Origin of the sequence: Stutzerimonas kunmingensis (assembly GCF_002929225.1) — a bacterium.
Classification (GTDB): Bacteria; Pseudomonadota; Gammaproteobacteria; order Pseudomonadales; family Pseudomonadaceae; genus Stutzerimonas.
Genome location: NZ_PISM01000014.1, coordinates 685,139 through 703,083 on the forward strand (window position 1 = coordinate 685,139; position 17,945 = coordinate 703,083).

The window sequence follows — 17,945 nt, forward strand, 5'->3', positions numbered from 1 at the left end:
AACGGCACACGGCGGAGCCGGAAAACTGCAAAGGACTACGTGGTTGGTCGCCCCCCGGCTCCAGGCAGACGAAAACAGCACAAGATAACTGCAGTTCAGCTGCACTATCGGCAATTCCAGCACCGCCTTAGCGCCTTGTGCTTTTCTCTGCCCCAAAAGCAAACCCCCGACCAGCTTACGCGGGTCGGGGGTTTGGGAAAGGAGCTTGACGATGACCTACTCTCACATGGGGAGACCCCACACTACCATCGGCGATGCGTCGTTTCACTACTGAGTCAGTTTTGCATCAGGTGCACGCGCAGCATCGCCATCAGCGGATAGGCCGGACGACCGCCTTCACCCTTGGGATAATGCGGCTCGATCAAGGCAATCAAACCCTTCCACGGCACCACCCGATCCATTTCGATCAAGAACAACTCTTTGCGGGTCTGCTTGCGCTTGCCGGCGTACTCGGCGTCAGCGAAGGTCATCTGCTTCATGGGGAAACTCAGCGGGTGGAATCCGGGTATTTTGCCAAAATCTGGAAGTCTTCTTCAGAGTTTCCTTAATGGTCGCCGCCATGCTTCCGGCTGTTGCCGGTGCGGCTCCCATGACCGGTGACAAGGAAATCACATTGGGTGGCGCAGGAAGCAGCGACAAGGACTTTGACGATACTGTGTTTTCCGTACAGGGAAGTTGGGGCCAGTATTTAAGCGAATCTTCTCTCTGGGGTGTCCGGCAGACTGTCAATGCGCGTGATACCGAGGGAGAAAGTGTCAAGTTCGATGGCTCGACTCGCGTCTTCTATGACTATCACTTCGGCACCGGCAAGGCACGGCCTTTCATAGGTGCGAGCATTGGTGGTGTCTACGGTGACCGGGTAGACGAGACGTTCATGGCGGGGCCGGAAGTCGGCTTCAAGTACTGGGTTCAGGACAAGACGTTCATTACCGCGATGGCGGAATATCAGTTCCTGTTCAAGAGCGGCAGCGATGCACAGGATCGATATGATGACGGAGTGTTCCTCTACAGCATCGGTGTTGGCTTCAACTACTGAGCAGGACATGCGCGATGTCACCCGACATCGCGCATGCTAAATTGCCTGTGTCTTCGTCAAAGTGCCGTTTCGCTTGTTTTAATGCCGCTTCGCTTGTTTTTGGAAAAAGGCTCTCAGGTTTCAACCAGTTGCTGCAGGAAGTTCTTCAGCGCAACGCCGGGTTCATCGTCTTCCGATGCAATCATGCGAATTCCCCATTGCCTCAACACTTCTTCCTGAACCGGGTTCGGCTTGTGTGAGAACACATATGAAATGGGCCGGACACCGAGCGTCTCGTGTTCGTTCCATATCTTCGACAGCTTGTGAAATAGCAGACGTATATTGGTATCGGAAAGACTGTATCCGATAAACAGAACGGCCTTGCTCAATGTGTCGGCGCGTAACTTGATATCCAGCGGCGTTTCGAACTGCAGGCGCTGGTAGTAGCTGGTCTCGTCAAGCACGATCGAGGCGTCATCATCGAAGTCACCGTGGAACTTGACGATCTGCCTGACGCCATCACGGGCCTTGGTCAGGTCACTGGCGTTGGCGATCTTGATGTAGTCCACCGCATGGGCGTCATGGGCGTACTCCAGCCAACGGTCATAGTTGGTGGTATAGATCGCCGGAAAACGGCCACGCACGATCAGTCGATGAATTTCCGAGTCACGTACTTCGATGTTGCGATGCCACTCACGGTCCATCCAGCTGCGCAGCGGGCCGATGCTGCCTTTCCTGATCCGGTAGTACTCGGCCAGAGCGAGGAAATTACCGTAGGTGTTGAACACCTCCGGGTCGTAGTCGAGCTGCACGGCGATCTCGTCGATCAGCTCCTTCCACGGCGGCAAGCCAATGTTGGCGGATACGCCGGAACCGACAAAAAGGATCAGGCGATTGGTCCGGTACGCTTCGTGGAGCTGGTCCATGGTTGCTCAGGACTCCCGCAGATAGGCGACGAAGGCGTCGAGTGCGCGCCGGCGCATGGAAAGGCCGTTCTTTTGCGTGCCCAGCTGCGCGAACGTCTGGGTCTGGCCTTCGGGAATGAACACGTCGTCCCATTCGAAGCCGCCATGCCCGGCTGGCGACGGTGCGATGCGCCCGGCGACCACGCCTTCGAAGAAATGCCGTTTGCGACCGTCGCAATAGCCGATCAGGGTCCGCGCCTCGGCGGCCGGATCGTCCAGCCGCCCGATCAGCTCCGAGAATCGCTCGGCCTGCAGTCGGTCCCAGAAGATCTGCGTCAGCCCGCCGGGAAAGCCGTTGAGGCTGTTGATGAAAAGCCCGGTGTGTTCGACGAAGACCGGTTTACCGATCATCTTGAAGGCGACCAGCAGCTTGTCGCTGACCAGCTGGTGCAGGTCCTCGGTACGCAGCTCCTCGATACGGATGGGAAAGGGCTTCACCTCGATCCCGCTGGGCTGGAGGATCTCGCAAACCTCGAGGATCTTCTGCGGGTTGATGGACGCGAAGCGGATTTTCATGGAACGAGCCAGCTCCGGTTTCGACGGATGAATGCTGCCGCCACGACGGCCGCCCTTGTCTGTATGACGCAAGGTGAGTGGCTCGGTTCTCCTGCCCAGCGGATTAATCGATCAGGCGCGCCTATGGACGTTGCAGCGCCACGTCTTAAAGGAATGACATTGCAGACTCTGGCGGGGAGGGCGCTTCAGCTCCGGCCCGGACGCATCGGGCAGACTGCCTGCACCTGACGGATGCGCTCGGCGGGGACGCGCAGCTGCCGTAGCAGGTACTCGGCGAATTCCGGCGTGAATGGCTGACGGGCGATGGCCTGTTGCATGCAGAACAGCCAGGCATCGCGTTCGGCTTCGCCGACCTGCCAGCGGGTATGGAACTGCGGAATGCTGATGCCGCCATACTTCTCTGCGTATCGCTTCGGGCCACCCAGCCAGCCGCTCAGAAAGCTCGCCAGCCGGTCCCGGGCGTCGCTCACGTCTGCCGGATACATTGCACGAACGCCCGCGGCTTCTGGCGCCAGGTCCATCACCTGGTAGAAGTCCGCGACCAGCTGTTGCAGGCCCGGTTCGCCGCCGGCTGCCTGGAACGAGGCGTCGCCGACGCCGAACGCGGGACCTTGATTGGGGTTCATCAGACTCGTCTCTGGCTCGTTGAAAGGGCGCGAGATGATGCGCGCTTGTGCCAGATCAAAACAAGTGCGAGCAGCGCCCGCAACGCGCAGGCAGCTGGTCTAAGCTGAAGGTCCACACAACAGCGGAGACAGGAAATGCGCAGGCTTCTGGTTGCATACGATGGTTCGGACAACGCCAAGCGCGCCCTGCAGTATGTCGTCGATCTGGCGCGGGATACCGGGATCGCGCTACAGGTGCATGTGGTCAACGTTCAGCACGAACCGATCATCTACGGCGAATACGTGACGTCGGCGATGATCGATGAACTCAACAACGGCCTGATGGCCAAGGCGCGCTCCGTGCTCGACGAAGCGGCAGCCGTGTTGCAGGCCGGCGGCCTGAGCTGCGAAACCCATGCGCTGCTGGGCAATGTTGCCGAGCAGGTCAACGACGCGGTCAAGCGGCTGGGCTGCGACACGGTGGTGATGGGCACCCGTGGTCTAGGCAGCTTCACCGGGATGCTGATGGGCTCGGTGGCGAACCGGGTGATCCATGAGGTATCGGTCCCGGTGCTCTTGGTCAAGTGAGCTGAATGTCGGTCTGGCCGATCAGTCCTGCTTGCCCTTGAGCAGATCGGCCAGGTTGGCGAAGGCCTTGAAGGTTTCCTTCGGGCCCAGGTCGCTGCCCGGCCTGGCTTCGGCCTGGTACTGGTTGTCGGTGTAGCGGGAATGCTCGTTGTCGTGGCAGTACAGGCAGAGCAGCTCCCAGTTCGAGCCATCCTCGGGGTTGTTGTCGTGGTTGTGGTCCTTGTGGTGGACCGTCAACTCGCTCAGGCGCTTGCCGGAAAATTCCCGCGCGCAACGACCGCAGACCCAGGGATACATCTTCAGTGCTTTTTCCCGATAGCCTTGTTCGCGCTGACTGTAGGGCGTGGTCGGTTTGCTGCTGCTCATGGTGAATGCTCGCCGGGTTCGTTGTTCGTCAGGGCCCACCCCCGCGTCGGCATCGCCACGCGCGGGAACAGCCCCAAGTAAAGTCGATGGCTGTCAGCCCGCCAAGCCGACGTAGACGTTCTGCACGTCATCGTGGGCGTCGATGGCCTCGAGAAAGGCTTCGACTTCTTCCAATTCGGCACCGGACAGGCTGACCGGATTCTTCGGACGATAGCCCAGTTGTGCGGACTGCACGGTAAAGCCGAATTCCGGCAGCGCCTTGCACACGGCGTCGAGATCGGTGGGTTCGGTGATGAACAGCGTGCTGCCTTCGTCGGCTGCTTCGAAATCCTGCGCACCGGCCTCGATCGCGGCCATTTCCGCATCGGCGTCGCCTTCAGGCGCGGCTTCGATCATGCCGACGTGGTCGAAGTCCCAGCTCACCGAGCCGGAGGAGCCCAACTGGCCTTTGCGGAACAGCACGCGGATTTCGGCAACGGTGCGGTTGACGTTGTCGGTCAGGCACTCGACGATCAGTGGCACCTGATGCGGCGCGAAGCCTTCGTAGAGTGTGCGTTCGTAGTGGACCACCTCACCGCTGAGGCCTGCGCCTTTCTTGATGGCGCGCTCCAGGGTGTCCTTGGGCATCGAGGCCTTCTTCGCCTGTTCGACGACCAGGCGCAGGCGCGGATTCATGTCGGGGTCGGCACCACTGCGGGCTGCGATCATGATTTCCTTCGACAGCTTTCCGAAGATCCTGCCCTTGGCGTTCGCCGCCGCTTCCTTATGCTTCGCTTTCCACTGTGCGCCCATGCTCGTCCCCGTCTGAAGTGATGAAGTCAGGCGCGGATTCTATAGCGTATTCCGGCCTTGCGTCGCCGATGGCGGTGCTGCCCGTGCCAGGGCGATGGGCGGTTGCTCCGCACTGTGCCGCTCATTTTGGCGATCACTGTATGGAGCGCTCATCGGAAGCGGCGTCTTTAATGCATCTTTTACGCAACAGGGTGCGTCGCCATGTCGCCTCGGGATCTGCTGCTCGCGCTGGTCGTCATCGTCGTCTGGGGCATGAACTTCGTGGTGATCATGGTCGGCCTGCACGACGTGCCTCCGATGCTGCTGGGTGCGTTGCGTTTCATGCTGGCGGCCGTGCCGGCGGTGTTCTTCATCAAGCGTCCGCAGGTGCCGTTGCGCTGGATGCTGGCCTATGGACTGACCATCTCGCTCGGGCAGTTCGCCTTTCTGTTCACCGCGATGAAACATGGCATGCCGGCCGGACTGGCCTCGTTGGTGCTGCAGTCGCAGGCGTTCTTCACGCTGTTCTTCGCAGCGCTGTTTCTCGGCGAGCGATTGCGCGTAGCCAACTTGCTGGGACTGGTCATCGCGGCCTGCGGTTTGGCGATGATCGGCGCGCAGACCGGCCTGGGCATGACCCTGAGCGGTTTCGTGCTGACCATCTGCGCGGCGTCGATGTGGGCGCTGGGCAACATTGTCACGCGCAAGGTCGGCAAGGTGAACCTGGTCGGGCTGGTGGTATGGGGCAGTCTGGTGCCGCCGCTGCCATTCCTGGCGCTGTCGCTATGGCTCGAGGGGCCGGCGGTGATCGAGGCGGCGCTGCGCGGCATTGGTTGGCAGACGATTCTGGTGCTGGCCTATCTGGCATTCGGCGCGACGATTCTCGGCTATGGCCTGTGGAGTCGCTTGCTGTCGCGTTACCCGGCGAGCCAGGTGGCCCCGTTCTCGCTGCTGGTGCCGGTGGTCGGGCTGACGTCAGCCAGCATGTTGCTGGGCGAGCGGCTGGGGACGCTGCAATTGGGTGGGGCGTTGCTGGTGATGCTCGGCCTGGGGGTGAATGTTTGCGGTAGCTGGTTGTTCGGTCGGTTGCGTCTGGCCAGGGTCTGAAACGCCCGGCATCAGACCGGGCGTCGCAGCGATAAGGCTCAATGGGTGGCGGCGTGAGCGCCGAGCAGCGTAGTGCCCGAGCCACTCTTCTTGTCGCGCTTGGCCATCCGTTTTTCTTGCGCCGTTTTCATCGGCTTTTTCTTGCCGTTCTTCTTTGCGTCCATTCCCTTGCTCATGGTGTTCACCTCTGATTGCTGGCTGGACATGTCCTGATGTGCGAAGGCCTGACTGTCGCTGCTGGAGCGAAGCCTGTTTCCGGCCTGTGCCTTCCATGACCGCTGCAGTATGGCACTGCTGGGCTGCATTGCACGCACTGCTTTGCTTAGGGTCTGTTCCCGTTTCGTCGCAAGCCGCGTTGCTGCGCCAAATAGCGCCATGGCCGGACAGCGTTCCGCAGGCGCGGGACGCAGGTAATGGTGGTTCCCTTGCCAAGTCCCACAACGCTGTATGGCGCCATTTGCCGCGCACGAAACGGGAACAGCCCCGAGGTATCAGTCGAACAGGCTGTGCTGGTCGCGCTGGGCGCGAAGGGCGTCGTAACGCTGGCGGAAAATCGCCCGATAATGCATGGCCAGACGCGGCAGCTTCGCCAGTTGCTGCAGGTTGTCTTCAGTCAGGTTCTGATCGAGAAAGCAGCGCCACAGGTGCGCGACGCTGATCTGCGGGTGCGGGCGCTCGAGCAACTGCAACGTTTCACCAGGGCGCACGGTGCCTGGCTCGATGGTCCGATAGAGCCAGCCGGTGCGGCCGCTCGCCGACAGCTCCCGTGCCAGGCCACGCACACCGTGACGGTTGTCCAGCCTGATGCAGGGCGAGCGCGGCTGACTGATCTCGATCAGCGCGGTGCCCCAGCGAAGAAGATCGCCGATGCATACCTGCTCTTCGTCGAGCGCCTGGCTACCTAGGTTCTCACCGAAGGCGCCGAGAACAAGCCGCGCGCGCAGCGGCGGGAAGCGCTGCGACCAATACTGATAATGCTGGGTCGGGTAGTGGCAGAGGCTGCGATCCGGCCCGCCATGAAAACGCCGATCGGCGATCCGATCACCCTGCAGGCCATCCAGGCCCAGCCACAACGGGCCGTCGCTGGCTTGCTTGTCCATGGCGGTGGCTCTGCGACTATCCGGCAGCGGCGAAAACTGACGGCACAGCAATGGGCCGTCGACGGTCCAGGCTCCGAGCAAGGTGCGTGGCGCCTGCTGGGTCACGGCTGCTGTGCTCGGTTGAGCTGTTCCAGTTCGCGGCGGACCATGGCGGTGTATTCCGGTGGGCTGAGCTGATACAGCTCGGTGGCAACCCAGGCCAGCCAGCGCGAGCCCAGGGCCGCTTGCTGGTCCAGCAGGCGTTGGGCTTCGGCGCGGGCGCGCTCGGCATTGTTCTGATGAAAATCTGCTCGACTCACGAATCGTCTCCGTCGCCGTACTCGGCGATGAAAGGGGCAGCGATGGTAAACCCGGAACGCTCGCGTTAGGCTCGATGGCTATTCTTTTTGCGCCGCGAGAACGATGCATGCCGGTGTCCATGAACTTCAAGCACAAAATCTCCCGCCAGCGCCCCTATGGCAAGGCCGAGGCGGGCCTGCGGGCCAGCGATGGCAGCCTCGACGCAGTGCTGGACCAGCTGGAGAGCGATCGCGGGCGCATCATCAACTCGGCCGCGGTGCGCCGCTTGCAGCAGAAGACGCAGGTGTTTCCGCTGGAGCGCAATGCCGCGGTGCGCAGCCGCCTCACCCATTCGCTGGAAGTGCAGCAGACCGGCCGTTTCATCGTTCGCACCCTGTATAAGCAGCTCGGCCACCGCGCCGCGGAGTTCGGCCTGGACGGACTCGAGCCGGCGTTGCAGAGCCTGGTCGAGATGACCTGCCTGATGCACGATATCGGCAATCCGCCGTTCGGCCATTTCGGCGAGTACGCCATCGGCGAGTGGTTCGAGCGCAATCTCGACGCGCTGTTCACGGCCGCCGTGACGCCGGGGCAGGGCGATGCCGAGCTGCGCAAACGGATGCTGGTCGATCTCAAGCACTTCGAAGGCAATGCCCAGGCGGTTCGCCTGGTGGTCTCGCTGCAACGCCTCAACCTGACCTATACGCAGACCGCCGGACTGCTCAAGTACGTCCGTCCGGCCTATCAGGCCAAGCCCGCGAAGGGCACCCCAGGCGCCTACCTGCTGAAGAAGCCCGGCTTCTATCTGTCCGAGGAACCCTTCGTGCGTGCGCTGCAGGCGGCGCTCGATCTGCAGCCGTGCAGGCGTCACCCGCTGGCCTACGTGATGGAGGCCGCCGACGACATCGCCTATTGCCTTGCCGACATCGAGGATTCGGTGGAGAAGGGCATCTTCAGCATCGAACAGCTGGCGCAGCTGCTGCTCGCCAAGTTCGCGCTGCATGGTTCGGTCGATGCCCCGGTGCCGGGTCCGGAGCGCAGTTTCCGGGGCATGGTCAACTATGCGCTGGAACGCGCACAGAAGGAGCCGATCAACAAGGCCGGCGAGTTCTTCATCTGGCTGCGGGTGAACATGATCCACCCGCTGGTGCAGCACGCTGCGCGGCAGTTCATCGACAACATCGACGCGGTTTATCACGGCACCCTGGATCGCGCGTTGCTGGAGGACGACAGCCTGCCCAACGCCATCGTGCAGACCTTCAAGGATGTCGCGATGGAGCACGTGTTCTGCCACCGCGAGGTGGAAACGTTGCAACTGCAGGGCTATCGCATTCTCCAGGGCCTGCTCGACTTCTATGCGCCGCTGCTGCGCGTGCCGGCCACCGTGTTCGATGCACTCAGCCTCGGCACCTGCCGCAGCGAACCTCACCTGCAGATGCTGGCTCGACGCCTGCCCAACCAGCTGGTCAAGGCCTACCACGAAGCGCTCAAGGAGCATGCTGAGCAATCGGCGGATTGGCCTCTGTGGGAGTTCTACTACCGCAACCGGATGCTGCAGGACTACATCAGCGGCATGACCGACCAACTGGCTCAGGACGAGTATCGGGCCCTTTCCGCCCTCTGAGGGTGCGCTGCACCAGAACTGCCGCTGCGCTTGGTACGCGCCTTGCTTTTGCTTGGTGCAGCAGTCGTCGTGCGAGCCCCGCAATGGCGCATGACGGATTTCCGGTAGTTTCCTTAACCTGTTGATATCAAAGGTTTCATGGCGCTTCAGCGTCTCGCTGCAAGCAAGCTCCGGCTGCAGGTGACGGTGGCCCGACATGGCGCGGTGATGCATCTCGGTGCATGCGTCTGGCGGAGATAACCGTTTTGGTGCGATTTATCCGCTGAGGCTGTAGTAACCCATGGAAAACCTCAACAGCGCCGTGGAAACCCTGGTCCACGGTTCGAATACCCTGTTCATCCTGATGGGCGCGGTGATGGTGCTGGCCATGCACGCCGGCTTCGCCTTTCTCGAAGTCGGTACGGTACGTCTGAAGAATCAGGTCAACGCGTTATCGAAGATCATCACCGACTTCGCAGTGTCGACCCTGGCGTATTTCTTCATCGGCTACTGGGTCGCCTATGGCGTGACCTTCATGCAGCCGGCCGATCAGCTGGTGGTGGACCACGGCTACGCGCTGGTGAAGTTCTTCTTCCTGCTGACCTTCGCCGCGGCCATTCCGGCGATCATCTCCGGCGGTATCGCCGAGCGCGCGCGGTTCGGCCCGCAGCTGTGCGCCACGCTGCTGATCGTCGCGTTCGTCTATCCGTTCTTCGAGGGCCTTATCTGGAACGGCAATTTCGGCTTCCAGGGCTGGCTCGAGCACCAGTTCGGTGCGTCCTTCCATGATTTCGCCGGCTCCGTGGTGGTGCACGCCATGGGCGGCTGGCTGGCGTTCGGCGCGGTAGTGCTGCTGGGGCGGCGCAACGGTCGCTACCGGGACGGCAGGCTGGTGGCCTTCGCGCCGTCGAACATTCCGTTCCTGGCGCTGGGCTCGTGGATTCTCATCGTCGGCTGGTTCGGCTTCAACGTCATGAGCGCGCAGACCATCGAGGGTATCAGCGGGCTGGTTGCGGTGAATTCGTTGATGGCGATGGTTGGGGGAACTGCAGCGGCATGGCTCGCCGGGCGCAACGACCCGGGCTTCCTGCACAACGGCCCGCTGGCTGGCCTGGTGGCGGTCTGTGCCGGCTCCGATCTGATGCATCCGGTCGGCGCACTGGCTACTGGTGCGATCGCCGGAGCATTGTTCGTCTGGACGTTCACTGCTACGCAGAATCGCTGGAAGATCGATGATGTGCTGGGTGTCTGGCCACTGCACGGCCTGTGCGGGATCTGGGGCGGGGTGGCCTGCGGCATCTTCGGCCAGTCCGCGCTGGGCGGTCTGGGCGGCGTGAGCCTGATCAGTCAGGTGATCGGCAGCGGCATGGGCATGCTGGTGGCGCTACTCGGCGGCTTCGGCGTCTACGGCCTGCTCAAGCTGACCACAGGTATTCGCCTGAGCCAGGAGGAAGAGTTCAACGGCGCCGATCTTTCCATCCACCGGATCGGCGCGCTCAGCCAGGATTGAGCCGCTTGTTTATGCCGGGTTGTCGCAGTCTCGCTCAGTAGCCGCGGCTGCGCTCCACCAGATCATGCAGCGGTTCGCCGTCACGCAGCGCTTGCAGGTTAGCGGCGACGATCCGGGCCGCGCTGCGCATGTCCGTTGCGGCTGCGATGTGGGGCAGCACGGTCACCTGTGGATGCTTCCAGAACGGATGCTCTGCCGGCAGCGGCTCGCTGCGAAACACGTCGAGCACCGCATGGCCGACCTGGCCACATTCGAGCGCCTGCAGCAGATCAGCCTCGACCAGGTGCCCGCCCCGTGCGAGGTTGACCAGCCCGGCGCCGGGGCGCAGAGCTTCGAAGAAACGCCGGTCCAGCAGATCGCCAGTCTGTGGCGTCAGTGGCAGCAGGTTGATGACGATGTCGCTGCATGCCAGCAGCGGCCAGAGGGCATCCATACCGTGCTCCAGCGCGACGCCCTCGGCAGCGCCGCTGCGAAGCTTCCAGCCGGTCACGCGGTAGCCCTGGGTGACCAAGCGCTGGGCACATGTCCGGCCCATCTGGCCCATGCCCAGCAGCGTCACCTGGATTTCGTCAGCCCGCCGCTGCGGCAGTTGCCGCCAATCGCAGGCGTGCTGCTGCCGGGCGTAATCGTAGAAACCCCGATGCAGCGAGAGTGTTGCCCACAACGCAGTTTCGGCCATGGCCGCGCTCATGGCCGGATCGACCATGCGTGCCACCGGCACGTCCGGCAGGCTCGGGTCGCTGAGCAGGCGGTCCACGCCGGCCCAGAGCGACTGGATCAGCCGCAGGTTGGGCAAGCCTTGCAGCAATCCCGCGGGTGGGTTCGCGACCACCGCCGCGGTGATCAGCCCCGCGTTCTCCGCCGTCGCGGACAGGTGCCAGCGGGCTTGCGGCAAGGCGCGCTGCAGCTCTGCGAGCCAGGCGTCGCGCTCGTTATCGTCGAAGCTGCCGCAGAGCAGGATGTCCATGCAGTCATTCCTCATCGGTCCAGGCGGAACTGTAGTCAGCCGCAGAGTCTCTGAATAGGCAAGTAGCGGAACGCGCGACGCGCCTTTCAGCCTGTTGACGAGCCTAAGGAGAACATCATGGAACTACCCAACAAAGACCTCGGTACTCTGTTCGAGCAGCTGGGTCTGGCGTCAGACCCGGCGAGTATCGATGCATTCATCGGCAAGCATGGGCACCTGCCGGAAGACGTTCGGCTGGCCGATGCGCCGGTCTGGAACGAGTCGCAGCGCGCGCTGCTGCGCGATGAGTGGGTCGAGGATGCGGAGTGGGCGCCGATTGTCGACGAGCTGAACGTGCGCATGCACGAGCATTGATCACCAGCGCGAGCTGCCGCAATCGCTGCAGCTCGCCTGTCGCCCCTCGAGGCAGATCAGTCCAGCAGATCGGCTGGTACGTTGCCGCCATTCTCGGCCAGTTTGTTCAGCACCGCCTTGTGCAACCACATGTTCATCTGCGCCGAATCCCCCATCTTGTCAGCCGGGCAACCCAGCTCGGTGGCCAGTTCCTTGCGCACGGTGAGGCTGCTGTCCAGGCCGAGCAACTTCAACAGATCGACGATGGACGTGCGCCAGTTGAGCTTCTCCGGATGGTTCTGCGCCATGCCGTCGAGCTTGGCCGCAACGTCCACCTGGTCGACCGCAGGGCCTGTGGGTGCGCTGGCACCGCCTGTCGAGGCTTCGGGTGGTGTGGTGGGCGCGGTGCTGTCAGGTGCGGCATGCGCCTGGCCGAGGCCGATCTTTTCCAGTATCGAGTTGAACAAGCCCATGGGAGTCTCCTGTCTGCGTGAGTGATGAGCCGTGGCTCGCAGGTTAGGACCGCGCGTGTATCGATTCGTCGCCTCCGTACTGAACGGGGCTTTCCGGCGAGTGGCGTGGGTGAATTGGGCCTTGGGGGGCTGTGTGGCTGGTGTCATTCATGGTCTTGCTCAGCCGACCCCCCTGCATCGCTCGTGCTGTAACAGGTGCATCTCGAGTGGCCTGTTTGGCACGTTCAGATGGTCAATTCCGGCGCTCATGCCCCCCGATACTGCGTTGCTGCTTGCCATAGCCCCGCTATGACTCTCGTTGCAGCGCCTTGTCTCGGAGCCCTGCTCATCCGAACTTGCCTCAACCAACTCACCAAACAGTCCACTAGAATGCCGCTTTTGTTTCAGGAACCGATCATGAGCGAGTCGACCCAGCAAGACCTCGATATCGATGCCCGCTACGCCTGTGCCAGGAGCCTCGCACTGGAAGCCGCGCAGCTGGGCATGGATTTCTATCGGCAACGCGAGACGCTGGATGTCGAGCACAAGGGCAGCGACCGGCAGGATGTGGTCAGCATCGCCGACAAAAACATCGAAGACTTCATTCGCGCACGCCTGGCCGAGCGCTTCCCGCAGGACGGCTTTCTCGGCGAGGAAAGCGGCTCGGCCGACCTCAAGGCCCGCTGTGTGTGGGTGATCGATCCCATCGACGGCACCGCCTGTTTCGTCAACGGTCTGCACAACTGGTGCGTTTCCATCGGGCTGCTGATCGACGGGGAACCCCACATCGGCGCGATCGCCGACCCCAACCATGACGAACTCTTCCATGGCTGTCTCGGCCGCGGTGCCTATGTCAACGAGACGCCCATCACGGCCAGCGCCGCCAGCCATGTGCGTGATGGCCTGACCGGCGCGGGCACCTTTCATCCGCGCGGCAAGGAGCATTTCATTCCGTTTCTGGAAAAGCTGCTGTCCGAAGGCGGCATGTTCATCCGCAATGGCTCCGGCGCGCTGATGACGGCTTACGTCGCCGCAGGGCGACTGATCGGTTACTACGAGACCGAACTCAAGAGCTGGGATTGCTTGGCCGGGCTGGTGCTGGTGGCCGAGGCGGGCGGGCTGCGCAACGATTTCTTCCGCAACGATGGGCTGCTCAGGGGTAACCCCTATCTGGTGGCGGCGCCCGGCGTGTATCGACAGCTGGCCGAGCTGATCGGCCCTTCGCTGGATGGCTGAGGCGTTGCGCGTTCGTCAGTCGACCGTGCACTGCCAGACCCGAGTCGGGCAGCCTGTGCTATACCGTTCTGACGCGCTGGGGCCGGCGAAACGGCCCTGTTCATCAGGGGGGAACAATCGGCGGCCCATCAGCCTGAGCCAACCTGCGTGATCTGATGGCTGCCCGCAGAGAAGCGAGGTAACGATCATGACCATGATGCAATGCACCCACCGCGACCACCTCATCACCGCCGAGGTGATGGAATATCCCGGCACTCCGACACCCTGGGCTGGCGGTTGCCGGATTACCGATCCCGCCGGGCACGTGACTCGCCGTATGCCGCTACCGCTCGAGCATGCGTTCATGGATGAGCTGGAAAAGGCCCAGCGACTGTCCATCGCCCATGGCAAGTGGCTGGTCGATCAGCATCTCGATCACGGCCGCGAGCTGTTCCAGAAGGCCGCCTAGCACTGCTCGAAGCGTCTTTTCATGCGTCGGATGTCCATCGTCCGACGCATGCCTTGAGCGCGTCAGATGGGCGTGCAGCATGCGTCACCTGCACACACAATTCTCTTCACAGTTGTCAGCGCACGAATCTGTACCGTTTGCGGCAGGAACGCCGGCGAACCGGCTAAGTTTCGGATAGCAAAGCGAAAAGTGCTGACGGGCAGGACAGCTTCGGCGGCATTTTGCCCGTTGCTTAATAAGTGAAACGGTGGCATAGCTATCACCAAGCCACCGGAAACGGTGGTGCTCATAAGCGGAAGTAAGGACGACTTATGCAAATCCAGGTTCACAGCGATAACCACATCGAAGGCAGTGCCCGTCTGGCTGATTGGGTCAGTGCCAGTGTCGCAAGCAGGCTGGACCGGTTCGACGACGAGCTGACACGCGTCGTCGTGCACCTCAACGACGAAAACGGTGACAAGGCCGGCGCCCATGACAAGCGCTGCCAGATCGAAGCGCGGCCGAAGGGGCTGCAGCCGATCTCCGTCACCCACAAGGCCGAATCGCTGGAGTTGGCGATCGACGGCGCGGTGGACAAGCTGAACAATGCGCTCGCTCACCAGTTTGGCAAGTTGCGTAGCAAGCGCTCCGGAGCCCAGCCGCAGATGATCGATGGCGCGGTGGCCGAGCGTGACGCGCTCTTGGAGGAAGATTTCCTCGCGGACGAGCAGGTCCGCAATTCATAACCGTAAGCAAGGGCCTTCCTCGGAAGGCCCTTCACACATCTAGTGCAGCAATTCCGGCGGAATCCTGCCGCCATTTTCGGCAAGCTTCTTCATCACCGCCCGGTGCAGCCACATGTTCATCTGCGCCGAGTCCGCCATCTCTGCCGGCGGGCAGCCTAGTTCCGTAGCAAGCTCCCGGCGTGCTTCCAGGCTGCTGTCCAGCCCGAGCAACTTCAGCAGATCGACGATCGAGGTGCGCCAGTTCAGCGCTTCCGGGTGTGCCGCCGCCTTGGCTTCCAGTTGTGCCACCACATCCACGCCACTCGTCGTGGCTGATGACTGATTCAAGTCCTGGTGCGGCGCGATAGTCGCGTTGTCGGTGGCGGTAGGCCTTTCTCCTAGCGTGATGCCCTCGGCGCTCGAGCGGGTGGCGTCGGCTGGTGGTGCATCAGCCTTGTTGCGCCTCGTTGGAAGCATCACCCAGGCCGAGCTTGGCCTTGATCGTATCGAAAAGTCCCATGTCCGTTCTCCTGACTGTTGATGTCCATATTCGACAGCAACCCAGGACAGACCATTCGCTCCCGCAGGTCGGGTAATTGTCGGCCTGGCGTGGCCCCTCAGCCGTGCTCCAGCCAGGCGCTGGCTTCGGCTTCCTGGTGCAGGTCGAAGGCCTTGATGGTCAGCCCGGGGATCAGCGCGCCTTCCACCTCGCTGGCCTTGCGCAGCCATTCCTTGCCGGCGACCACCGCGCAGCGATCGAAACGACGTATGAAGCGGAACAAATGCGGAAGCCGTGACAGCTCCACGCCGACGGCGCCGAGCGTAGGCAGGTCGAAGTCGCCGATGCGATAGAGCATGCGGCCATGGCTGATACCTTCGGATTTAAACAGCAGGTCATCCAGCGCAGCGCGCATGGCCTGACTGTCCAATTTGCCGGAGAAGTCGATATCGATGCGGTTTTCGCCTCGGCGCGATACGTGAAACATGCGCAGACCCTCGATTGATCTGTGTTTTATGCGAGTTACCCCGCATACCTGACCATAGACGCTGCGTCGCGACCGGGCCAAAAAAACAGGTGCGCAAGTGCCGTTTTCGTTGATCTGCGTCAGTGCGTGGGGCTGCGTTGCGTGAGCGCCAACAAAGGCGCGCAAAGCCAGCAATGGCGCGGCTTGCAGATAGTTGATAAACGGTATCAAGTTGCCCCTGGCGCCGCCGAGAACAGTGTTAGCTGCGACGCCATTCGACGCTGGCATCGCTTTCTCTCCCTGTAGTGGATACCCCCATGACCAGCACCTTGGCGAACGTCATTCAGTCCCTTTTGCGCGGACTGGGTCTGCGCACCATCAACCATCAGTTCTTCTTCTCCTACAGCCTGATCTTCCTGTGTGCGGCCCTGACTGCCGCTGTGCTGTTCATGTCCGCCAAAGACGCCAGCCAGATCGACATGGCCGGAGCCCAGCGCATGCTCAGCCAGAAGATGATGAAGGAAGCGCTGCTGGCGGCGCAGGGCGTCGGCGACAAGACCGCCGTCGACAAGACCATCCAACGCTTCGAGCAGTCGCATCGGCTGCTGCTCAACGGCGACCGCGCCCAGGGCATCGCACCGGTGGAGCTGACTAGTGCACAACCGCACCTGCAGCGCGTCGATCAGATCTGGCAGCGTTATCGGCCCGCCGTACAGGCACTGGCCGCAGGTCAGAGCGCTGACGTGAACGCCATTGCCACCGACTCAAACGACATCCTTGCCGCTTCCAACGAAGTGGTGCTGCTGATTTCCGCTGAAGCCAACCGCAGCGCGTCGCAGCAGCTCTGGGTCGCCCTGGGTTCGACCCTGTGCATCCTGCTGATGGTCGTGCTGGGACGGGTCGCCGGCATGAACTGGCTGATGCTGCAGATCGACGAGCTGCGGGGGCGTCTGGAGAGGGTCAGCCAGGGCGACTTTTCCGCGCCGCTGCAGGTGCGGCACGCCGATGACGAGATGGGCATGATCACCCTGGCGTACAACCGCCTGCTGGGGCAGGTTGGAGAGATGATCCGCGGTGTGCGTCTGGCCGCTGACGAAGCCGATGGCCAATGCGTGCGCATGGCGGATCTGGCCGGGGACAGCGCGCGCAACGTCGAGGGGCAGCAAGCCGAGATCGATCAGGTCGCCACCGCCATGAACGAAATGCTCGCCACCTCCCAGGAAGTCGCGCGCAGCACGGTCGAGGCCGCCAATGCCGCAGATGTCGCTGAGCAGGAGACCAACTCTGGCAGCGCGGTGATGAATGAGTCGGTCGGCGCCATCCGCACCTTGAGCGGTCATGTCGACAGCCTGTCCGATGTGATGCAGCAGCTGGTGCAGGACAGTCACGAGATCGGCAAGGTGCTGAACGTGATCAGCGGGATCGCCGAGCAGACCAACCTGCTGGCGCTGAATGCGGCCATCGAGGCGGCGCGTGCTGGCGAGCAGGGCCGCGGTTTCGCGGTGGTTGCCGACGAAGTCCGCAGCCTGGCCAGCCGCACGCAGAGCTCGGCCAAGGAGGTCAGCGTGCTGGTCGAGCGCTTGCAGAGCCAGGCCACCCGCGCGGGTACGGCCATGGATGCGTCGCGTCAGAGCAGCTCGGTGACGCTCACCCAGATCGAAGCGGCGCAGCATGCGCTGGGGCAGATCGTCGGCGCGGTGCAGACCATCCGCGGCATGACCAATCAGATCGCTACGGCGGCCGAGGAGCAGTCGCAGGTGGCCGAGGACATGAACCAGTCGCTGACGCGCATCGCTCAGGTCGCCGATCAGGCTGCCGGGGTTACCCACGACACGGCTGCGTCGGGCAATACCATCATGCAGAGCATGAAAGGCCTCAAGGCACTGACCGGGCGTTTCCGTCTCGAGGCGTGATCAGGTCGGCGTGAATCGGGGGAGGGGAATGCTGGCGGAGGGCGCCTGTCCGGCGCTAGGGCATCCCCGCCCATGAGGGGCGGGGACTGGGGGTAATCAGTCCTGACGGCTGGTCACTTCCAGCAGGTGATAGCCGAACTGGGTCTTCACCGGGCCTTGCACCTGATTGAGCGGGGCGCTGAATACGACGGTGTCGAATTCCATGACCATCTGACCCGGGCCGAATGAACCCAGGTCGCCGCCCTGACGGCTGGATGGGCAGCTGGAGTTTTCCTTGGCGACCTCGGCGAAGTCGGCACCGCCTTCGATAGCGGCTTTCAGTTCGTTGCACTTGGCTTCGGTGGAAACCAGGATGTGGCGGGCGGTAGCGCGTGCCATGGGGACTCTCCTCTTCAAATAGGCTGCCGAGGCTACCGCAAACCGGTGGCATTGGCGACCGGACCGCGTGGCATTGAAGGCTTAATGAAGGCCCCCGGCGGCCTTCCTTTCGGGTACTCTCGCG

The 17,945-nt window shown here is 62.5% G+C and carries 22 protein-coding genes, 1 rRNA gene and 2 pseudogenes; 10 read left to right on the plus strand and 15 right to left on the minus strand.

The genetic code is table 11. The features are described 5' to 3' along the window. Nucleotides 1-203: 203 nt before the first annotated feature. Together rrf and CW305_RS24040 are read right to left on the minus strand one after the other, a co-directional pair. Nucleotides 204-315 (minus strand): 5S ribosomal RNA (rrf, locus tag CW305_RS23965). Nucleotides 316-341: 26 nt separating this feature from the next. Further along, nucleotides 342-479 (minus strand): annotated as a pseudogene (locus CW305_RS24040) (IS5/IS1182 family transposase); the annotation flags it as partial. An 80-nt stretch (nt 480-559) separates the two neighbouring features. On the opposite strand from CW305_RS24040, the gene CW305_RS09760 reads away from it, so the two are divergent. After that, the gene (locus CW305_RS09760) at nt 560-1,036 is read left to right on the plus strand and encodes a hypothetical protein (RefSeq protein ID WP_104097864.1); all 477 of its coding nucleotides are present in this window, start codon (nt 560-562) and stop codon (nt 1,034-1,036) included. Between the two features lie 113 nt (nt 1,037-1,149). Here the strand turns inward: CW305_RS09760 and CW305_RS09765 are convergent, their stop codons facing one another. From CW305_RS09765 to CW305_RS09775, 3 genes are all read right to left on the minus strand, one after another. After that, nucleotides 1,150-1,941, minus strand: coding sequence for an SIR2 family protein (locus CW305_RS09765; protein WP_104097769.1), 792 nt, complete (start codon nt 1,939-1,941; stop codon nt 1,150-1,152). A 6-nt stretch (nt 1,942-1,947) separates the two neighbouring features. Further along, nucleotides 1,948-2,496 carry a non-canonical purine NTP pyrophosphatase gene (locus CW305_RS09770; RefSeq protein ID WP_042925699.1) on the minus strand — a complete coding sequence of 183 codons (549 nt, stop codon included), beginning with the start codon at nt 2,494-2,496 and terminating at the stop codon, nt 1,948-1,950. Nucleotides 2,497-2,681: 185 nt separating this feature from the next. After that, nucleotides 2,682-3,122 (minus strand): group II truncated hemoglobin, encoded by a 441-nt coding sequence (locus CW305_RS09775; protein ID WP_104097770.1) that lies wholly within the window; start codon nt 3,120-3,122, stop codon nt 2,682-2,684. 135 nt (nt 3,123-3,257) lie between these two features. Here CW305_RS09775 and CW305_RS09780 point away from each other — a divergent pair, with 135 nt between their 5' ends. After that, nucleotides 3,258-3,689, plus strand: coding sequence for a universal stress protein (locus CW305_RS09780; protein ID WP_003299314.1), 432 nt, complete (start codon nt 3,258-3,260; stop codon nt 3,687-3,689). Nucleotides 3,690-3,710: 21 nt separating this feature from the next. Here CW305_RS09780 and CW305_RS09785 read toward each other — a convergent pair whose 3' ends face one another. After that, complete coding sequence (locus CW305_RS09785; protein ID WP_003299313.1) at nt 3,711-4,055, minus strand: YajD family HNH nuclease; 345 nt, start codon at nt 4,053-4,055, stop codon at nt 3,711-3,713. Between the two features lie 93 nt (nt 4,056-4,148). After that, a complete protein-coding gene (locus tag CW305_RS09790) occupies nt 4,149-4,847 on the minus strand; it encodes a YebC/PmpR family DNA-binding transcriptional regulator (protein WP_014819936.1) in 699 nt (232 codons plus the stop codon). A gap of 201 nt (nt 4,848-5,048) precedes the next feature. Between CW305_RS09790 and CW305_RS09795 the strand changes: the two genes are divergently transcribed. After that, nucleotides 5,049-5,933, plus strand: a complete 885-nt coding sequence (locus tag CW305_RS09795; protein WP_104097771.1) for an EamA family transporter — start codon at nt 5,049-5,051, stop codon at nt 5,931-5,933. A gap of 38 nt (nt 5,934-5,971) precedes the next feature. On the opposite strand, the gene CW305_RS09800 is transcribed toward CW305_RS09795, so the two are convergent. The 3 genes from CW305_RS09800 to CW305_RS09810 all read right to left on the minus strand — a co-directional run bounded on the left by CW305_RS09800 (nt 5,972) and on the right by CW305_RS09810 (nt 7,332). Further along, on the minus strand, nt 5,972-6,238 hold the full coding sequence (locus CW305_RS09800) for a hypothetical protein (RefSeq protein ID WP_104097772.1): 267 nt from the start codon (nt 6,236-6,238) through the stop codon (nt 5,972-5,974). A gap of 186 nt (nt 6,239-6,424) precedes the next feature. After that, the gene (locus CW305_RS09805; RefSeq protein ID WP_104097773.1) at nt 6,425-7,138 is read right to left on the minus strand and encodes an MOSC domain-containing protein; all 714 of its coding nucleotides are present in this window, start codon (nt 7,136-7,138) and stop codon (nt 6,425-6,427) included. Continuing rightward, nucleotides 7,135-7,332, minus strand: a complete 198-nt coding sequence (locus CW305_RS09810) for a hypothetical protein (protein WP_041013572.1) — start codon at nt 7,330-7,332, stop codon at nt 7,135-7,137. The genes CW305_RS09805 and CW305_RS09810 overlap by 4 nt, the downstream gene beginning before the upstream one ends. A 107-nt stretch (nt 7,333-7,439) precedes the next feature. Here CW305_RS09810 and dgt point away from each other — a divergent pair, with 107 nt between their 5' ends. Continuing rightward, nucleotides 7,440-8,936, plus strand: coding sequence for a dGTPase (dgt, locus tag CW305_RS09815; protein WP_104097774.1), 1,497 nt, complete (start codon nt 7,440-7,442; stop codon nt 8,934-8,936). Between the two features lie 280 nt (nt 8,937-9,216). Continuing rightward, the gene (locus CW305_RS09820) at nt 9,217-10,425 is read left to right on the plus strand and encodes an ammonium transporter (protein WP_041013574.1); all 1,209 of its coding nucleotides are present in this window, start codon (nt 9,217-9,219) and stop codon (nt 10,423-10,425) included. 34 nt (nt 10,426-10,459) lie between these two features. Here CW305_RS09820 and CW305_RS09825 read toward each other — a convergent pair whose 3' ends face one another. Further along, nucleotides 10,460-11,392, minus strand: coding sequence for a 2-hydroxyacid dehydrogenase (locus tag CW305_RS09825; protein ID WP_104097775.1), 933 nt, complete (start codon nt 11,390-11,392; stop codon nt 10,460-10,462). A gap of 117 nt (nt 11,393-11,509) precedes the next feature. Here CW305_RS09825 and CW305_RS09830 point away from each other — a divergent pair, with 117 nt between their 5' ends. After that, complete coding sequence (locus CW305_RS09830) at nt 11,510-11,746, plus strand: DUF2789 domain-containing protein (protein ID WP_014819944.1); 237 nt, start codon at nt 11,510-11,512, stop codon at nt 11,744-11,746. Nucleotides 11,747-11,802: 56 nt separating this feature from the next. Here CW305_RS09830 and CW305_RS09835 read toward each other — a convergent pair whose 3' ends face one another. Continuing rightward, nucleotides 11,803-12,198 (minus strand): DUF3597 domain-containing protein, encoded by a 396-nt coding sequence (locus CW305_RS09835; protein ID WP_104097776.1) that lies wholly within the window; start codon nt 12,196-12,198, stop codon nt 11,803-11,805. Between the two features lie 396 nt (nt 12,199-12,594). On the opposite strand from CW305_RS09835, the gene CW305_RS09840 reads away from it, so the two are divergent. The 3 genes from CW305_RS09840 to CW305_RS09850 all read left to right on the plus strand — a co-directional run bounded on the left by CW305_RS09840 (nt 12,595) and on the right by CW305_RS09850 (nt 14,586). Further along, a complete protein-coding gene (locus tag CW305_RS09840; protein ID WP_104097777.1) occupies nt 12,595-13,413 on the plus strand; it encodes an inositol monophosphatase family protein in 819 nt (272 codons plus the stop codon). A gap of 187 nt (nt 13,414-13,600) precedes the next feature. Further along, nucleotides 13,601-13,861: a hypothetical protein gene (locus CW305_RS09845; RefSeq protein ID WP_014819947.1), complete on the plus strand. Its 261-nt coding sequence runs from the start codon at nt 13,601-13,603 to the stop codon at nt 13,859-13,861. 311 nt (nt 13,862-14,172) lie between these two features. Further along, entirely contained in the window at nt 14,173-14,586 is a 414-nt protein-coding gene (locus CW305_RS09850) for an HPF/RaiA family ribosome-associated protein (RefSeq protein WP_014819948.1), read from the plus strand. Nucleotides 14,587-14,625: 39 nt separating this feature from the next. On the opposite strand, the pseudogene CW305_RS09855 reads toward CW305_RS09850, so the two are convergent. Continuing rightward, nucleotides 14,626-15,085: pseudogene (locus CW305_RS09855) on the minus strand (DUF3597 domain-containing protein). 97 nt (nt 15,086-15,182) lie between these two features. Continuing rightward, nucleotides 15,183-15,551 (minus strand): SpoIIAA family protein, encoded by a 369-nt coding sequence (locus tag CW305_RS09860; RefSeq protein ID WP_003299292.1) that lies wholly within the window; start codon nt 15,549-15,551, stop codon nt 15,183-15,185. A gap of 296 nt (nt 15,552-15,847) precedes the next feature. Here CW305_RS09860 and CW305_RS09865 point away from each other — a divergent pair, with 296 nt between their 5' ends. Beyond that, on the plus strand, nt 15,848-17,443 hold the full coding sequence (locus CW305_RS09865; RefSeq protein ID WP_104097778.1) for a methyl-accepting chemotaxis protein: 1,596 nt from the start codon (nt 15,848-15,850) through the stop codon (nt 17,441-17,443). A gap of 96 nt (nt 17,444-17,539) precedes the next feature. Here the strand turns inward: CW305_RS09865 and CW305_RS09870 are convergent, their stop codons facing one another. After that, the gene (locus CW305_RS09870; protein ID WP_104097779.1) at nt 17,540-17,821 is read right to left on the minus strand and encodes a peptidylprolyl isomerase; all 282 of its coding nucleotides are present in this window, start codon (nt 17,819-17,821) and stop codon (nt 17,540-17,542) included. Nucleotides 17,822-17,945: the final 124 nt, after the last annotated feature.

Coding starts and splice junctions, on each gene's coding strand:
- CW305_RS09760 (WP_104097864.1), top strand. CDS start 560: ATGCTTCCGGCTGTTGCCGGTGCGGCTCCCATGACCGGTGACAAGGAA.
- CW305_RS09765 (WP_104097769.1), bottom strand. CDS start 1,941: ATGGACCAGCTCCACGAAGCGTACCGGACCAATCGCCTGATCCTTTTT.
- CW305_RS09770 (WP_042925699.1), bottom strand. CDS start 2,496: ATGAAAATCCGCTTCGCGTCCATCAACCCGCAGAAGATCCTCGAGGTT.
- CW305_RS09775 (WP_104097770.1), bottom strand. CDS start 3,122: ATGAACCCCAATCAAGGTCCCGCGTTCGGCGTCGGCGACGCCTCGTTC.
- CW305_RS09780 (WP_003299314.1), top strand. CDS start 3,258: ATGCGCAGGCTTCTGGTTGCATACGATGGTTCGGACAACGCCAAGCGC.
- CW305_RS09785 (WP_003299313.1), bottom strand. CDS start 4,055: ATGAGCAGCAGCAAACCGACCACGCCCTACAGTCAGCGCGAACAAGGC.
- CW305_RS09790 (WP_014819936.1), bottom strand. CDS start 4,847: ATGGGCGCACAGTGGAAAGCGAAGCATAAGGAAGCGGCGGCGAACGCC.
- CW305_RS09795 (WP_104097771.1), top strand. CDS start 5,049: ATGTCGCCTCGGGATCTGCTGCTCGCGCTGGTCGTCATCGTCGTCTGG.
- CW305_RS09800 (WP_104097772.1), bottom strand. CDS start 6,238: ATGCAGCCCAGCAGTGCCATACTGCAGCGGTCATGGAAGGCACAGGCC.
- dgt (WP_104097774.1), top strand. CDS start 7,440: ATGCCGGTGTCCATGAACTTCAAGCACAAAATCTCCCGCCAGCGCCCC.
- CW305_RS09820 (WP_041013574.1), top strand. CDS start 9,217: ATGGAAAACCTCAACAGCGCCGTGGAAACCCTGGTCCACGGTTCGAAT.
- CW305_RS09825 (WP_104097775.1), bottom strand. CDS start 11,392: ATGGACATCCTGCTCTGCGGCAGCTTCGACGATAACGAGCGCGACGCC.
- CW305_RS09830 (WP_014819944.1), top strand. CDS start 11,510: ATGGAACTACCCAACAAAGACCTCGGTACTCTGTTCGAGCAGCTGGGT.
- CW305_RS09835 (WP_104097776.1), bottom strand. CDS start 12,198: ATGGGCTTGTTCAACTCGATACTGGAAAAGATCGGCCTCGGCCAGGCG.
- CW305_RS09840 (WP_104097777.1), top strand. CDS start 12,595: ATGAGCGAGTCGACCCAGCAAGACCTCGATATCGATGCCCGCTACGCC.
- CW305_RS09845 (WP_014819947.1), top strand. CDS start 13,601: ATGACCATGATGCAATGCACCCACCGCGACCACCTCATCACCGCCGAG.
- CW305_RS09850 (WP_014819948.1), top strand. CDS start 14,173: ATGCAAATCCAGGTTCACAGCGATAACCACATCGAAGGCAGTGCCCGT.
- CW305_RS09860 (WP_003299292.1), bottom strand. CDS start 15,551: ATGTTTCACGTATCGCGCCGAGGCGAAAACCGCATCGATATCGACTTC.
- CW305_RS09865 (WP_104097778.1), top strand. CDS start 15,848: ATGACCAGCACCTTGGCGAACGTCATTCAGTCCCTTTTGCGCGGACTG.
- CW305_RS09870 (WP_104097779.1), bottom strand. CDS start 17,821: ATGGCACGCGCTACCGCCCGCCACATCCTGGTTTCCACCGAAGCCAAG.